Origin of the sequence: Serratia grimesii NBRC 13537, from assembly GCF_001590905.1 — a bacterium.
Classification (GTDB): domain Bacteria; phylum Pseudomonadota; class Gammaproteobacteria; order Enterobacterales; family Enterobacteriaceae; genus Serratia; species Serratia grimesii.
Map to the genome: position 1 here is coordinate 71,137 of NZ_BCTT01000012.1, position 16,014 is coordinate 87,150.

The window sequence follows — 16,014 nt, forward strand, 5'->3', positions numbered from 1 at the left end:
ATCCGCGCAACGAGAACCAGGAGCTAAATACGCCCATGAATGCAGAATCATCCAGCCAAGCGCAAAACGTAGACCATCATGAAATCGCCAAGTTCGAGGCCGTTGCCTCACGCTGGTGGGATTTGGAAGGTGAATTCAAACCGCTGCACCGTATCAATCCGTTGCGCCTGAACTACATCCTGCAGCGTGCCGGTGGCATTTTTGACAAGAAAGTGCTCGATGTGGGCTGCGGCGGCGGCATTTTAGCGGAAAGCATGGCGCGTGAAGGCGCTCAGGTCACCGGATTGGACATGGGGGCAGAACCGCTACAGGTCGCTCGACTGCATGCGCTGGAAAGCGGCATGGCGGTGAATTACATACAGGAAACAGTAGAGAGCCATGCACAGGCCAATCCGCAACAGTATGATGTCGTCACTTGCATGGAAATGCTGGAACACGTCCCCGATCCAGCCTCTGTGGTACGCGCCTGTGCTCACTTGGTGAAACCAGGTGGTCACGTGTTCTTCTCCACCATCAACCGCAACACCAAAGCCTGGTTGATGGCGGTAGTGGGTGCAGAATACATCCTGAAAATGGTGCCACAGGGTACACATGATCATAAGAAGTTCATTCGCCCTTCTGAACTGATCGGCTGGGTTGACGGTACACCGCTACGCGAAAGACACATGATTGGTCTGCATTACAATCCGATTACCGACCATTTCAAACTGGGCCGTAACGTTGATGTGAACTACATGGTACATACGCAGCACGAAGGCTGAGTCTTCCATCCCGCGCCGGGACTGGCTTGCCAGCTCCGGTGCGTAGCTAACATTAAGATAAATACCTAATTTATCCGGTTTCGATCAAAATCACCGTTGTAAACAGTTTTTAAGAATATTAAATCAGATCAATATGCCGTTTTTTTCTAACGTTTAATAAAGCGGCAAACGATCACGTTTTTCTGATTATAGGGAAATTCTTATCCCACTTATTGACAAGCTTGTCGCGCCAGTCACAGCGCGCACTTCCAAAGACAAGTCACATTTCACCCCCAAGTTATCCACAAATTAGGCCACTTTTGTTCACTTGCAAACGCCCTGTTTTCTCACTATCTTGTTACCTCACCGACATACAACCCCTATATATAGTGTTTACATACTGAGCAGAGCTACTACACTTCTGCTTAGGGGCACCATACGGACAGGTAAAACACCACATGAACCAAAGTCTGCTTGTAACTAAACGCGATGGCCGTAAAGAGCGCATCAACCTCGACAAAATCCACCGTGTCATCGACTGGGCCGCGGAAGGGTTAAACAACGTCTCGGTTTCTCAAGTAGAGTTGCGTTCTCACATTCAGTTTTATGACGGCATCAAAACCGCTGATATTCATGAAACCATTATCAAAGCTGCAGCCGATCTGATCTCGCGCGACGCGCCGGACTATCAGTATTTGGCAGCACGCCTGGCTATCTTCCACTTGCGCAAAAAAGCTTACGGTCAATTTGAACCGCCAAAGCTGCTCGATCACGTGGCGCGCATGGTAGAAATGGGCAAGTACGATAAGCATCTGCTGGAAGACTACAGCTCTGAAGAGTTCGAGCAGATGGACTCCTTTATCGATCACTGGCGTGATATGAATTTCTCCTACGCGGCTGTTAAGCAGCTGGAAGGGAAATATCTGGTGCAGAACCGCGTCAGCGGTGAGATCTACGAGAGCGCGCAGTTCTTGTATATCCTGGTGGCGGCTTGCCTGTTCTCCAACTATCCGCGTGAAACCCGTCTGGATTACATTAAACGTTTCTACGACGCGATTTCCACCTTCAAGATTTCACTGCCTACGCCAATCATGTCCGGCGTGCGCACCCCAACCCGCCAGTTCAGCTCTTGCGTGCTGATCGAGTGTGGTGACAGCCTGGATTCCATCAACGCCACCTCCAGCGCCATTGTGAAGTATGTTTCGCAACGCGCCGGTATCGGCATCAACGCCGGCCGCATCCGCGCGCTGGGTAGCCCGATCCGTGGTGGTGAAGCCTTCCATACCGGCTGTATCCCGTTCTACAAACATTTCCAGACTGCGGTAAAATCCTGCTCTCAAGGCGGTGTTCGCGGTGGTGCGGCCACCCTGTTCTACCCAATGTGGCATCTGGAAGTTGAAAGCCTGTTGGTTCTGAAGAACAACCGTGGCGTTGAAGGCAACCGCGTTCGTCACATGGACTATGGCGTGCAGTTGAACCGCCTGATGTACCAGCGCCTGATCAAAGGCCAGGACATCACCCTGTTCAGCCCGTCTGACGTTCCTGGTTTGTATGATGCGTTCTTCGCCAATCAAGACGAATTCGAACGTCTGTACACCCAGTACGAACAAGACGACAGCATTCGTCAGAAACGTGTGAAAGCGGTTGAACTGTTCTCACTGATGATGCAGGAACGTGCCTCAACTGGCCGTATCTACATCCAGAACGTCGATCACTGCAACACCCACAGCCCGTTTGATCCGCAGATCGCACCGGTGCGCCAGTCTAACCTGTGCCTGGAAATCGCTCTGCCGACCAAGCCGCTGGACGACGTCAACGACGAAAATGGCGAAATCGCCCTGTGTACGCTGTCGGCCTTTAACCTGGGCGCTATCGAAAGCCTTGACGATCTGGAAGAGTTGGCTACCCTGGCGGTACGTGCACTGGATGCCCTGCTGGACTACCAGGACTACCCAATCAAAGCCGCTCACCGTGGCGCGATGGGTCGTCGCACCCTGGGTATTGGCGTGATCAACTACGCTTACTACCTGGCGAAGAACGGCGTGCGTTACTCTGACGGCAGCGCTAACGCCCTGACCCACAAGACATTCGAAGCTATCCAGTATTACCTGCTGAAGGCATCGAACCGTCTGGCTCAGGAACAAGGCGCGTGCCCGTGGTTCAATGAAACCACCTATTCGCAGGGTATCTTGCCGATCGACACCTACAAGAAAGATTTGGATGTCATCTGCCAGGAGCCACTGCACTACGACTGGGAAACCTTGCGTAAAGAGATCGTGGAAACCGGTCTGCGCAACTCCACCCTGTCAGCGCTGATGCCTTCGGAAACCTCTTCGCAGATTTCCAACGCCACCAACGGCATCGAGCCACCACGTGGTCACATCAGTATCAAAGCGTCGAAAGACGGTATTTTGCGCCAGGTCGTGCCAGAATATGAGCGTCTGAAAAACGACTACGAACTGCTGTGGGAAATGCCGAACAACGACGGTTACCTGCAACTGGTCGGTCTGATGCAGAAGTTTATCGACCAGTCGATCTCTGCCAACACCAACTATGATCCGACCCGTTTCCCGGGCGGCAAGGTGCCGATGAAGCAGCTGTTGAAAGACCTGCTCACCACCTACAAGTTTGGTGTCAAGACGCTGTATTATCAGAACACCCGCGACGGTGCAGAAGATGTCCAGGAAGATTTGTTGCCAGCTAAAGAAGGCGATGATGACTGCGAAAGCGGCGCCTGCAAGATCTAAAGTTTGACACAGCGGGCCGGAACTCTTCCGGCCCCTTCTAATTCAGCACGGCACTAATGGATTCAGGCTTATGGCTTACACCACATTTTCTCAGAACAAAAACAACCAGTTACTGGAACCGATGTTTTTCGGTCAGTCGGTTAACGTTGCGCGTTTCGATCAGCAAAAACATGAAATTTTCGAAAAACTGATTGAGAAACAGCTGTCTTTCTTCTGGCGTCCTGAAGAAGTTGACGTCTCCCGCGACCGTATTGACTATCAGGCACTGCCGGATCATGAGAAACACATTTTCATCAGCAATCTGAAATACCAGACGCTGTTGGATTCGATTCAGGGCCGCAGCCCGAACGTGGCCTTGTTGCCGCTGATCTCAATCCCGGAACTGGAAACCTGGGTGGAAACCTGGTCATTCTCCGAGACCATCCACTCCCGTTCTTATACCCATATTATCCGTAATATCGTCAACGATCCGGCGATCGTATTTGATGATATCGTCACCAACGAAGAGATCCTCAAGCGCGCGAAAGACATTTCCGGCTACTACGACGATCTGATCGAGATGACAAGCTACTACCACCTGCTGGGTGAAGGCACACACCAGGTCAACGGTAAAACCGTGACCATCAGCCTGCGTGCGCTGAAAAAGCAGCTTTATCTGTGCCTGATGAGTGTCAACGCATTGGAAGCGATCCGCTTCTATGTCAGCTTCGCCTGTTCATTCGCCTTTGCGGAACGCGAACTGATGGAAGGCAACGCCAAAATCATCAAGCTGATCGCCCGTGACGAAGCATTACACCTGACCGGCACCCAGCACATGCTGAACCTGATGCGTTCTGGTGCAGATGACCCAGAAATGGCAGAAATCGCCGTTGAGTGTCAACAGCAATGCTACGACCTGTTTGTGCTGGCGGCAGAGCAGGAAAAAGAGTGGGCAGAATACCTGTTCCGTGACGGTTCTATGATTGGTCTGAACAAAGACATCCTGTGTCAGTATGTGGAATACATTACCAATATCCGCATGCAGGCTGTTGGCCTCGGTCTGCCGTTCGCAACCCGTTCTAACCCGATCCCGTGGATCAACGCCTGGTTAGTCTCCGACAACGTACAGGTTGCGCCGCAGGAAGTGGAGGTCAGTTCCTACCTGGTAGGCCAGATCGACTCGGAAGTACATGCCGACGACCTGAGCGACTTCGAACTCTAAGCGATGTCATCATCCATCGTGACGCTGCGTACCGCAGGTACGCAGCTACCCTGCCCCAAGAATGAACGTTGTCTGCTCGATGTGCTGGAATTGCACGACGTTGAAGTGGAATACCAGTGTCGCTCAGGCTATTGCGGTGCCTGCCGTCTGAAGTTGGTGAAAGGTGAGGTGGTTTATCACCAACAACCGCTGGCGTTTATCAACGACGGTGAAATCCTGCCTTGCTGCTGCATGCCACTGACCGATATCGAACTGGAACTGTGATTTCCAAGAGTGTTCTTCAATAATCTCGATATATTGGGGCTTTCATCTATCCGCCTTGCCACACAATGCCCAAGACGAATAGTCTCAAGCACCCGCAGCGATTGTAATAGCCTATCCTCAACGCGATAACCCCTTATAATATTATGATTAATAAGGGGTATATCACTACCATCAAGCATTCACTACTCGATAATCTCGACGATCTCCAACCAGCCGTTTTTCCCACACACTGGCCCACCGTTCAGCCAACGCCGCAGCATGTCCAAAGCCAGCATCGCTACCGACTCTTGCCGCAGCCGTAAGCCGTGACGTGCAGCCTGGTAACGAACTGTCTGCCCAATACCACCTTTTGGCGTGTGCAGCGCCACGCTCACCTGGTTGCCATTCATGGCACTGACCGCCAATGCCAGTTGCGCGCCGGTCAGTTCCGCCAGTGAACGCGCACGGGCCAGCGTGGTTTCCAACGTTTCCACACAGTGCGACGGCAGCAGCTCGCCACCAGCCAGCGGTGCGCCTTCGGTCTGCAGCTGCAGATTGATCAATCCGGCGCTGAACTGTTCGCTCAGCGCCAGCTTCAACCCTTGCTGGTTCAAGCGTTGCGTCAGTGCTGCCGACAAGCCGATAGTGCCCTCAAAGAGGGTGTTGTCACCCGCCACTTGGCGCACTCGCTCCCAAGCCTGTTCCATCGCCGCACGTTGGGTCACAGGGCCAGTCAGCTTCAGCTCAATGATCGGGCTGGAAGAGCGGTAACCGAGCACCACGTCAGGTGGCAGCGGCATACCATCGAGTTCGGCGGCCAGATCGCTTTCGGAGGTACCAAAGGTGGTTAAACGCAAACACAGCGGGGGTGAAGGCAAGGTAAAGCGCTCACGCAGGCGCGGGACGATTTGTTGCTCGACCATCACTTTGAATTCAGAAGGGACACCGGGGGTGAAAAACAGAATGCAACGGTTCAGCTTTAACGCAAAACCACAGGCGGTACCCACCGGGTTATCGAGCAACTCGGCGTTTGCCGGGATCTGCGCCTGTTTACGGTTTGAAGCCGCCATCGGCCGACCACGTTCGGCAAAATAAGCCTCCATACGCGCCAACCATTGGGCATGTTCCACCAACTCAACACCACAAGCGCTAGCCGCCGCCTGTGCGCTGAGATCGTCACTGGTCGGCCCCAGACCACCGTTAACGATCAACACATCGGCGATATGGCTACGTTCCTGCAAAGTCTCGATCAGAGAGGAGAGGTTATCCCCCACGGTTTCACGGCCGCTCATCGGCATACCCTGCTGGAACAAATAATCAGCCAACCAAGCAGCGTTGGTATCTATAATTTGCCCGTGTAGCACCTCATCACCGGTGCTGAGCATCTCCACCCTTAACATTGATCTCTCCCACATTTTCTGATCATTCCACTATAGAAGCCTGTAAATAAGTTTTCACTACGCATTGCCGGTTAATTTCTGTCGAAGGCATTTTTTTGCGACATCACGTGGCCCATCACAGTGTAAACATAAATTAACACCACCCGTAACGCCTGTTTGACACAAAATAATCCATCAACTATCCTGCCGCACTTAGAATGAGTTACCTATAATTTTCCAAAATCTTTGGCTGATAGAGAAAAACGTGAAAAATCGCACGCTTGGCAGTGTTTTTATCGTCGCAGGAACCACCATTGGCGCCGGGATGTTGGCAATGCCACTGGCGGCGGCTGGCGTAGGCTTCGGTGTCACTCTGGGTCTGCTGGTCGGACTGTGGCTCTTGATGTGCTATACCGCCCTGCTGCTGGTTGAAGTTTATCAGCACGAGCAAGCAGATACCGGCCTGGGAACCCTGGCAAAGCGCTACCTTGGCGGTGGAGGCCAATGGCTAACCAGTTTCAGCATGATGTTTCTGATGTATGCCCTGACTGCCGCCTACATTAGCGGAGCCGGCGAATTACTGGCGGCCAGTATCAGCCAATGGACCTCACAAGATTTCCCCACCACGTTAGGTGTGCTGCTGTTTACTCTGGTTGCTGGTGGCGTCGTTTGCATTGGCACCCACTCGGTCGATCTGTTTAACCGCATCCTGTTCAGCGCCAAAGTGGTATTTTTGATTGTCATGCTGGGCTTGATGCTGCCAAATATTCACCAAACTAACCTGATGACGTTACCGCTGGAACAAGGACTGGCGCTGTCTGCCATCCCGGTGATCTTCACTTCGTTTGGTTTCCACGGTAGCGTTCCCAGCATCGTTAACTACATGGGCGGCAACATCCGCAAGTTGCGCTGGGTATTCATTATCGGCAGCGCCATTCCGCTGGTGGCCTACATTTTCTGGCAGTTAGCTACGCTAGGCAGTATCAGCTCTACCACCTTCGTCGGTATTTTAGCGCAACAAGCCGGTCTGAACGGTTTATTGCAGGCAGTACGTGACGTAGTGGCATCTCCACACGTAGAGCTCGCCGTGCATTTGTTTGCCGATCTCGCGTTGGCAACCTCATTCCTTGGCGTAGCACTTGGGTTATTTGATTTCCTCGCCGATTTGTTCAAACGACAGGATAACGTGCGAGGCCGTCTGCAAACGGGTGCCATCACTTTCCTGCCACCGTTGGCTTTCGCCCTGTTCTATCCGCGTGGCTTTGTGTTGGCACTGGGCTTTGCCGCCATTGCGTTGGCGATACTGGCGTTGTTACTGCCGTCATTGCTGGTATGGAAAACACGTCAACAGCATCAAGCAAAATACCGTGTTTGGGGCGGGACACCTGCATTGGCGTTGGTATTTGTCTGCGGGATAACGGTGATTGCCATTCAACTGGGCATCGCCAGCGGCATACTACCCGCGGTAGGCTAATCGATTATCGGTAAAACAAGGGGCCCACTGGGCCCCTTATTGTTTGGATCAGAAGCTCAGACCGACACCCACATATGGGCCATCGGCCAAAGTGTTGTCACGACGTCCATCCTTCCCTTCCATCTTCATATAGCGGTAACCCACATCCACGCTGAGTGGACGGAAGATATTCCAGCGCAGGCCACCGCTGGCCTCGTTATACGCCTTCACACCGCTGGTCAGCGAATCTGGGGCAAAATAGCCTTCGCCATGCAGGCTGAAGTAACGGTTGATAGCCCAGTCCAGGCCACCACCCAATGCTAATGCACCACCGCTTTTACCGTCTTTCGGGCTCAGATACAGTGCCTTACCGCCTACCGTCGCGGTCAACGGCCCAAGTGGCAGACCAAAATTCAACCCCAGGCTGCCAACGTTGCCGTCATGATCGCTGCGCGCCCAGTTGCCTGTTAATCCCAACCCGGAAGTACCGGTATTCTGGCCAAAGCCAAGGTTGGTGTAATGCTGCCCCGCCTCGCCCGACAGGCTCAGCGCGCTCGCGGCACCCGTAACAAACAGCATGCTTGCTGCGCAGGCGACCAAAGTCTTTTTCATCATCTATCCCTCTTGCTACTTCATCCATTACGGACGATATGAGTTAACCCGTAATAATACCGTCACGAGTCTATACCAAAGCACAACCAGTCTTTAAGGGATAAAAGCGAAAAAATCCTTAATTAATCAAATGAATGTAAAGTTGTGCAAGTAAAAGCCTTATCCCTGAAGGCAATGACAACGATAACTCAGACCTATTTGCCGCGAGCGTTCAATAGGTCTACAACTAGTAGTGGCATTACCCCAGGTCAGGGTAAGCCCCCTTGCAGGATTATATGATGAACGCTTAAGCCGCCCGAGTTTTCACTCGATTGCAATACGATAAGGAGCAAGTAATGAGCAAGAAAGGACTGACTACCGCAGCCGGCGCACCGGTTGTCGATAATAATAACGTGATTACCGCAGGTAAACGCGGTCCAATGCTGCTTCAGGACGTTTGGTTCCTGGAAAAGCTGGCCCATTTCGACCGTGAAGTTATCCCTGAACGCCGCATGCACGCCAAGGGATCCGGCGCCTACGGCACGTTCACCGTCACCCACGATATTACCCAGTACACCCGCGCAAAAATCTTCTCTGAAATCGGCAAGCAAACTGACATGTTTATCCGCTTCTCCACCGTTGCCGGTGAGCGTGGTGCCGCTGACGCCGAACGTGACATTCGTGGTTTTGCCATGAAGTTTTATACCGAGGAAGGCAATTGGGATCTGGTGGGTAATGACACACCGGTCTTCTATCTGCGCGATCCACTGAAATTCCCCGATCTCAACCACGTGGTCAAACGCGATCCTCGCACTAATCTGCGCAATCCAACCTACAAGTGGGATTTCTTCTCGCTGTCACCGGAAAGCCTGCACCAGTTGACCATCGATTTCAGCGACCGCGGCATCCCGAAATCCTATCGTCATATGCACGGCTTCGGCAGCCATACTTTCAGCTTTATCAATGCCAACAATGAGCGTTTTTGGGTGAAGTTCCATTTCCGTTGCGAACAAGGCATTGAAAACCTGATGGATGATGAAGCGGAAGCCATCATCGCCAAAGACCGTGAAAGTTCGCAACGTGATCTGTTTGAAGCCATCGAACGGGGTGATTACCCACGCTGGAAACTGCAAATCCAGATCATGCCTGAACACGAAGCCTCACAGACCCCATACAACCCGTTCGATCTGACCAAGGTATGGCCGCACGGCGACTACCCGTTAATCGACGTTGGTTTCTTCGAACTGCATCGCAACCCAGAAAACTACTTCTCAGAAGTTGAACAGGTAGCGGTGAACCCGGCCAACGTGGTGCCTGGCATCAGCTTCTCGCCAGACAAAATGCTGCAAGGGCGTCTGTTCTCTTACGGGGATGCACACCGTTATCGTCTGGGCGTGAACCATCACCAGATCCCGGTTAACAGCCCGAAATGCCCATTCCACAATTATCATCGTGATGGTGCAATGCGTGTGGATGGCAACAGCGGCAACGGCGCAACCTACGAGCCGAACAGCTTCGGTTTGTTCCAGGAACAACCCGACTTTAGCGAACCGCCATTGAGTATTGAAGGCGCAGCCGACCACTGGAACCATCGTGAAGACGATGATTACTACAGCCAACCGCGTGCACTCTTCAACCTGCTGAGCGCCGAAGAGCATCAGCGCATGTTCACCCGCATCGCCGGTGAGCTGTCGCAGGTACCGGAACAGATCCAACGTCGTCAGGTTGATTTGTTTACCAAAGTGCATCCGAACTACGGTGCTGGTGTAGCCAAAGCACTTGGCCTGAAATAACCCCGCACCGTTATCGTTGAGGCCGCCCTCGGGCGGCCTTTCTTATCGACTCGCTATCTGCTGCGCTACCCATTGCTGCAACTGACGGCGCGAGACTTTAATACCACTGCTTTTCAGTTCGGCTGGCATCGCCAACAGCGCCATCGGCCGCTGGAAATTCACCAGTCGCTCCTGCGACCAAGCCAGCAGTTCTTCCAGCGATAGGGGCTCTTCACTGTCGATCACCGCCACCGGTCGTTGACCAAACTCAACGTCATTTACCGGCACCACCACCACCTGGGAAATCCTCGGGTGAGCGGCCAACACGCGCTCAATATCCTCTGGCTGAACGCCTTCCCCACCGCTGAAAAACAGATTGTCCAACCGCCCAAGAATCCGCAATTCTCCCTGTTCCATCACGCCGCGATCGCGCGTATGAAACCAGCCTTGATCATCGGCAAGGGGCTGCAATGCACCGCGCTGCCAATATCCCCGCGCCAGGCTTTGGGCTCGGATCCATACCTCTTCATTGACCAGCTTAATTTCCCGGCCTGCCAGTGGCAACCCAACACCAGGCCGTGCATCAGCACGTTTGGCACAGACTGTGGATGCAAGCTCAGTCAAACCATAGCCACACCAGCAGCTAATGCCCAGCGCTTCCGCCTGCTCAGTCAGTTCCACCGGGATCATCGCGCCCCCGAGCAGCACTTTTTTCAAGGTCAGTGTCGCTAGCGGTTGCGCCAGCAGACGCCAAAGTTGGGTCGGCACCAAAGAGGCATGTGTACAGCCCGCTAGCGCGTCTGCCAGCAGATGCATATCGCGGACAACCAGCCCACCTCCTGCCGTCAACCAGCGCCAAACAATGCCCTGCCCGGAGACGTGAAACAACGGCAATGACAGCAACCAACGGTCCTGAGATTGAAAATCCATCAGCTGTAATACACCTTCGGCACTGGCAAGATGCGCGGCATAACTGTGCGCCGCCGCTTTTGGCGTACCGCTGGAACCTGAAGTCAACGTCAATGTCGCCAATCGCTGAGCGTCCCAACGCGGTGGATTCAGCCAACGGTGTTCAGTTGAAGGCGGGTTTAAACGGATGACCGTTGCCGGTAAGGTCGGCAACAGGTCTGGGCTGAAGGCAAAATCGATATCCAGATCGGGCAACAGCGTTGCGAGCAGGGAAACAGGCAGCGCCGGATTAAGCGGTAACAGCCGCGCACCGCACTGCAACAGCGCCAGATAGGCTAACAACAGTGGATAGCTATTCTTTCCACACAACGCAACGCCACAGCCGGGTTCAACGCCCTGATGCTGAAAATCAGCCGCCAGTTTGTCCACCTGACGCCGCAACACCAACCAACTAACCGGCTGGTGAGCAACCATCACCGCCATCGCCTGCGGACGCCGCTGCGCCCAATGTCGCCATGGCCAGTCGTTTAACTGTGCCATACACACTCCAGTGCCTGCAGATCCAGCAGCGGCAGCGTGCTGTCTGGCCAGCCCCGCAGCAATTGAGCCTGCATCAGATTAAGCGTGTCGAGCCCAGGGATGGTAGCCGGGGTCAGCCAGTGTGCAATGCGCGCCAACTGCGTCAACCCCAGACTCGATTCAATACTGGAGCTGATCACTGCTGTTAACCCTGCCGCATGCGCCTGTTCTACTAAGGCATGGCAACGATCCAGGCTACCGACCAACGTCGGTTTAATCACGATCGCCGCCACGCCCGGCTCGGCCTCCACCACAAAGTCCGGCTCACGCACACTTTCATCCCAGGCGATGGCAATGCCAGTCGCCTGAGCGAAATCCCGCGATTCATTACGGGTTTTGCAAGGTTCCTCGAGGAAAGCAATACGCTCACGCAGTGCCGGATCCACATATTTAGCGAACCCATCCGCTTTGGCCCGCGTCCAACTGCGGTTGGCGTCCAGCCGCAGTCTGAGATCCGGCAATGCCTCCAACAGCACGTTAACGATCATGCCGTCACGTACTGCCTCATATAACCCGACCTTTACCTTCGCAACCTTCTCCCCCGGTAAAGCGGTTAGCACTGCAAACAATTCATCGGGATCGCCCGTACACAATGGCGCTTTGCGGTAGTCAGCCTGCAACGGCAACCGTTGTTCCAGTTCCGCCAACGCACAGCTTGTGCCAAATGCCACCGACGGTAACAGACTGTCTGGCGGCAATACTCCCGCCTGCCATGACTGTACCCAGCTCAACGTATCTTGCTCGGCTTGCGCCAGCGTTTCCTGGCTGAACTCCGGCAAGGGTACGATCTCACCCCAGCCTTCCTGCTCACCTTGTTGCAGATGGATCAGCACACCATCACGGGTTTTCAACCGTTGGTTGCGCAGTACCACGCCAGCGTCCATCGGCAGGCTGTAACGGTAAACGGCGGCGTTACGGATAGGGGAAATCATTACGGATTGCGCTTAAATTTGCTGAAGTCCGGCTGACGCTTTTCGTTAAATGCGTTGCGACCTTCCTGGCCTTCATCAGTCATGTAGAACAGCATGGTGGCATTACCCGCCAGCTCTTGCAGACCAGCCTGGCCATCACAGTCGGCATTCAGGGCCGCTTTCAGACAACGCAGCGCCATCGGGCTGTTTTGCAGCATTTCACGACACCAGCGTACGGTTTCTTTTTCCAGGTCTGCCAAAGGCACTACGGTATTAACCAGTCCCATGTCCAAGGCTGCTGCGGCATCATACTGGCGGCACAAGAACCAGATCTCACGCGCTTTCTTCTGGCCAACAATGCGTGCCATGTAAGAAGCCCCCCAACCGCCATCGAACGAACCGACTTTCGGGCCAGTCTGGCCGAAAATAGCATTGTCCGCGGCAATGGTCAGATCACACATCATATGCAGTACATGGCCGCCACCGATCGAATAGCCGGCCACCATCGCCACGACCGGTTTTGGGCAAGTACGGATCTGGCGCTGGAAATCGAGCACGTTCAGGTGATGCACACCGCTGTCGTCTTGGTAGCCGCCGTAGTCCCCACGTACTTTCTGATCGCCACCTGAGCAGAAGGCTTTGTCGCCGGCACCGGTCAGGATGATGGTACCGATGCCGTCGTCATAACGGGCATTGGATAGCGCCTCAATCATCTCTTTTACCGTGTGCGGTCGGAACGCATTGCGCACCTGTGGCCGGTTGATGGTGATTTTAGCAATGCCGTCGCTGGACTTGTGATACAGGATGTCTTCGAAATCACCGGAGCAATCCTGCCAGTCGATGGCGGCATACAGTTGTTCTTCGTTCGGATAGAGCATGTTCTGTTCCTTTAACCAGGGTTAACGAGAAAGTCGTGCAACTCAGCGACGAAATCCTGCGGATTGGCCAGATGCGAGTTATGCCCGGCCTGTGGCACGATGCGTAACGGCAACCCAGCGTCGCGCGCGAGCTGTTGAAATTTGTGATCATCCGCGCCGCACAGCACTACCAGCGGCACCGCCAGTTGCTGCAATTGCGGCACCAAATAAGGTTGTTTGCCCAGCGACGTAGCCTCCAACATGTCCGCTACCGCCGGGCCTGAATTATCAGACCGGGCGCCTATCAGTGCAGTACGGTGCACGGCACTCAAATTGGCGAAGACGGGCTGTTGATACCAGTCAGCCAGAACCTGTGCGATAGGTTCGCGACGAAAACGCTCGGCCCAGGCAGCATCATGTGCCAAGCGTTGAGCTCGCAGCGCAGTGTCAGCCAGCCCTGGATTGCCGCCTTCAATAACCACACCCTGCAGGCCGGTCGTATCACCGTAGCACGCGTGATACATGGCAATGCGGCCACCGAGTGAATAGCCCACCAACCAATAGCGCTCGATGCCATGCATCTGCAAGGTGGCGCTAATCTGCGCACTGATATCGTCAAAGCTGTTACAGGCCACCGCGACGGAATCTCCGTGGCCGGGTAAATCGATCGCGAGTGATGGCCATTCAGGGCAGCGGGAGGCGATTACCCGCCATTCATTATTGTTGCCCAGCATGCCGTGCAGCCAAACCAACCATGGGCGATCGGCCTCGCCCTGTTGCAATACTTTTGTTGCCAGCATTATTGCTCCGCCATCAATTGCACCAAATGCTGAAGTGTTTGCGCACCATCGCTCGGTGGCACCTGCAGCTCAATCAGCGTAGCGCCACTGTGGCGCCAGCCCTGCTCCACCGCTTGCAGCAACTGTCCCCAATTTTCAGGACGGGCGTAAGCGAGGTGGAACATTGCCGCCGCATGACTGAACTCGACATCCTGCGGCATACAGTAAAACCGTTCTCGATCTTCTTCCGGCGTAGGCAGCAGTGAGAAAATTTGGCCGCCATTGTTGTTGACCACGATCAACACCGTCGGCGCAGAACATTGACGCAGCAGCGCCAACGCATTCAGGTCGTATAGCGCGGACAGATCACCTACCACCGCCAGCGTGGGTTTTGCCGTCGCTCGTTGTACCCCTGCGGCGGTGGAAATCAGCCCGTCAATGCCACTGGCACCGCGGTTGCTAAATACCGGGTAACCGGCTGGTAATCGGGTCAACGCATCAATCAGCCGGACGATCAGGCTGTTGCCGAGAAACAGTTGGCCGTTTTCCGGTAACAACTCCGGTAAACGGTGGGCCAACTGCGCCTCGCCAAAACGGTTGACCAAATGACCGGAGACGGCATCTAATGCATTGTCCGCCAGTGCCGTCAGCTCGTCGGCCCATGGGGAGCGCGGTTGTGCCGGATGCAGTTCAAGCCACTGCGCCACACCAGAACGGATCCTGCGCCCACGGTGATGTGCCGGATCGAGCCGTCCCGGTAAATCGTCGATCAACCAATACTCCGTCGGGCGACATTGTTCCTGCCAGTGCAGCAGACGTTTGCCAGTCAGGCTGCTGCCGAACTGCACCACCAGCTGCGCTTCGGCTAACACTTTCTGTGCTTGTGGCTGAGCCAGCCATAAATCGGCGCAGGGCAGCGGTTGTCCGGTTTGCGACAGCACGTCGCCGATCAGCGGCCAACCAAGCATGTCCGCCCATTGCGCCAACTGCTCACCCTCTTCCGCACTCATACGCCCTGCTATTACCACGCCACGTTTTTGCCGCCAGAAAAACCAGTCCGGCTGCTTGAGCACTACGTGTGGATCTACCTCTCTCAGCCAAGGTTGGCTGTCTTGCCACCAGTCACCGAGTGCCGCGGACCAATCCGCGTACTGTTGCTCATCACCGCCATACAGAGGTTCGGCAAACGGGCAGTTAATATGCAACGCACCGTGCTGCAAACGTGCCATTGCACTGTCGACAGTGGACACCAACCAACGGGCGGGAATGTCCTGTGTTGGACGTGGCAGATCAATATTCAACGACGGGTGGCTGGCATACAGGCCGTTTTGGCGGATCGCCTGATTGGCGCCGCAGTTGATCAATTCGGGTGGCCGGTCTGCGGTAAGAAACACCAGCCGCTCACCAGTCAACCCGGCTTCGATCAGTGAAGGATAAAGGTTGGCGGCTGCGGTACCGGAGGTAACAATCACCGCTACCGGCTCCCGTGATGCCTTGGCCAAGCCAAGCGCCAAATGGCCCAGCCCGCGTTCATCAAAATGGGTATGGCAGATAAAAGACTTGTTAGCCGCCGCTGCCAATGTCAGCGGTGTAGAGCGCGATCCCGGAGCGATACAGACATGCCGCACCCCATGGCGAGCCAGCGCTTCCAACAACAACGCCGCCCACCGGCGATTAAAAACACTTGTCGACATAATTCGCTCACAAGTCGGTTAACAGAATCTGCCTTTGGCGCTCGCCGAACGGCAGCATGCCAAAAATGATGTTCTGCATTATATGAGTAGTTATCTTTACGACTTTTGCGCCAGCGCAAAAACGCCGTATATCCCGGTGACTTTATGGTAGACAATTAA

The 16,014-nt window shown here is 54.4% G+C and carries 13 protein-coding genes; 6 read left to right on the plus strand and 7 right to left on the minus strand.

Annotation, left to right across the window (positions count from 1 at the left end):
- The first annotated feature begins 35 nt into the window (after window positions 1-35).
- The 4 genes from ubiG (at window position 36) to yfaE (ending at window position 4,952) form a co-directional block, all read left to right on the plus strand.
- Window positions 36-761: a bifunctional 2-polyprenyl-6-hydroxyphenol methylase/3-demethylubiquinol 3-O-methyltransferase UbiG gene (ubiG, locus tag SGR01S_RS16285; protein WP_037421060.1), complete on the plus strand. Its 726-nt coding sequence runs from the start codon at window positions 36-38 to the stop codon at window positions 759-761.
- A gap of 437 nt (window positions 762-1,198) precedes the next feature.
- Window positions 1,199-3,487 (plus strand): class 1a ribonucleoside-diphosphate reductase subunit alpha, encoded by a 2,289-nt coding sequence (nrdA, locus tag SGR01S_RS16290; protein ID WP_061808009.1) that lies wholly within the window; start codon window positions 1,199-1,201, stop codon window positions 3,485-3,487.
- A gap of 70 nt (window positions 3,488-3,557) precedes the next feature.
- Complete coding sequence (gene nrdB / locus SGR01S_RS16295) at window positions 3,558-4,688, plus strand: class Ia ribonucleoside-diphosphate reductase subunit beta (RefSeq protein ID WP_061808010.1); 1,131 nt, start codon at window positions 3,558-3,560, stop codon at window positions 4,686-4,688.
- A gap of 3 nt (window positions 4,689-4,691) precedes the next feature.
- Entirely contained in the window at window positions 4,692-4,952 is a 261-nt protein-coding gene (yfaE, locus tag SGR01S_RS16300; RefSeq protein WP_037420919.1) for a class I ribonucleotide reductase maintenance protein YfaE, read from the plus strand.
- A 182-nt stretch (window positions 4,953-5,134) separates the two neighbouring features.
- On the opposite strand, the gene SGR01S_RS16305 is transcribed toward yfaE, so the two are convergent.
- Window positions 5,135-6,331: a nicotinamide mononucleotide deamidase-related protein YfaY gene (locus SGR01S_RS16305; RefSeq protein WP_061808011.1), complete on the minus strand. Its 1,197-nt coding sequence runs from the start codon at window positions 6,329-6,331 to the stop codon at window positions 5,135-5,137.
- A 244-nt stretch (window positions 6,332-6,575) separates the two neighbouring features.
- Between SGR01S_RS16305 and tyrP the strand changes: the two genes are divergently transcribed.
- Window positions 6,576-7,784: a tyrosine transporter TyrP gene (gene tyrP / locus SGR01S_RS16310; RefSeq protein WP_037420925.1), complete on the plus strand. Its 1,209-nt coding sequence runs from the start codon at window positions 6,576-6,578 to the stop codon at window positions 7,782-7,784.
- 48 nt (window positions 7,785-7,832) lie between these two features.
- Here tyrP and SGR01S_RS16315 read toward each other — a convergent pair whose 3' ends face one another.
- Window positions 7,833-8,375: a YfaZ family outer membrane protein gene (locus tag SGR01S_RS16315; RefSeq protein WP_061808081.1), complete on the minus strand. Its 543-nt coding sequence runs from the start codon at window positions 8,373-8,375 to the stop codon at window positions 7,833-7,835.
- Window positions 8,376-8,710: 335 nt separating this feature from the next.
- On the opposite strand from SGR01S_RS16315, the gene katA reads away from it, so the two are divergent.
- Entirely contained in the window at window positions 8,711-10,147 is a 1,437-nt protein-coding gene (gene katA, locus SGR01S_RS16320; protein ID WP_037420928.1) for a catalase KatA, read from the plus strand.
- A 42-nt stretch (window positions 10,148-10,189) separates the two neighbouring features.
- Here katA and menE read toward each other — a convergent pair whose 3' ends face one another.
- The 5 genes from menE to menD are packed head-to-tail and all read right to left on the minus strand — an operon-like array spanning window position 10,190 to window position 15,855.
- Window positions 10,190-11,575 (minus strand): o-succinylbenzoate--CoA ligase, encoded by a 1,386-nt coding sequence (menE, locus tag SGR01S_RS16325; RefSeq protein ID WP_061808012.1) that lies wholly within the window; start codon window positions 11,573-11,575, stop codon window positions 10,190-10,192.
- Window positions 11,563-12,534 (minus strand): o-succinylbenzoate synthase, encoded by a 972-nt coding sequence (menC, locus tag SGR01S_RS16330; RefSeq protein ID WP_115185218.1) that lies wholly within the window; start codon window positions 12,532-12,534, stop codon window positions 11,563-11,565. Before menC ends, menE begins: the two co-directional genes overlap by 13 nt.
- 11 nt (window positions 12,535-12,545) lie before the next feature.
- Entirely contained in the window at window positions 12,546-13,403 is an 858-nt protein-coding gene (gene menB, locus SGR01S_RS16335; protein ID WP_037420936.1) for a 1,4-dihydroxy-2-naphthoyl-CoA synthase, read from the minus strand.
- Window positions 13,404-13,414: 11 nt separating this feature from the next.
- A complete protein-coding gene (gene menH / locus SGR01S_RS16340; RefSeq protein WP_061808014.1) occupies window positions 13,415-14,182 on the minus strand; it encodes a 2-succinyl-6-hydroxy-2,4-cyclohexadiene-1-carboxylate synthase in 768 nt (255 codons plus the stop codon).
- Entirely contained in the window at window positions 14,182-15,855 is a 1,674-nt protein-coding gene (gene menD / locus SGR01S_RS16345) for a 2-succinyl-5-enolpyruvyl-6-hydroxy-3-cyclohexene-1-carboxylic-acid synthase (protein WP_061808015.1), read from the minus strand. The genes menH and menD overlap by 1 nt, the downstream gene beginning before the upstream one ends.
- Window positions 15,856-16,014 lie beyond the last annotated feature (159 nt).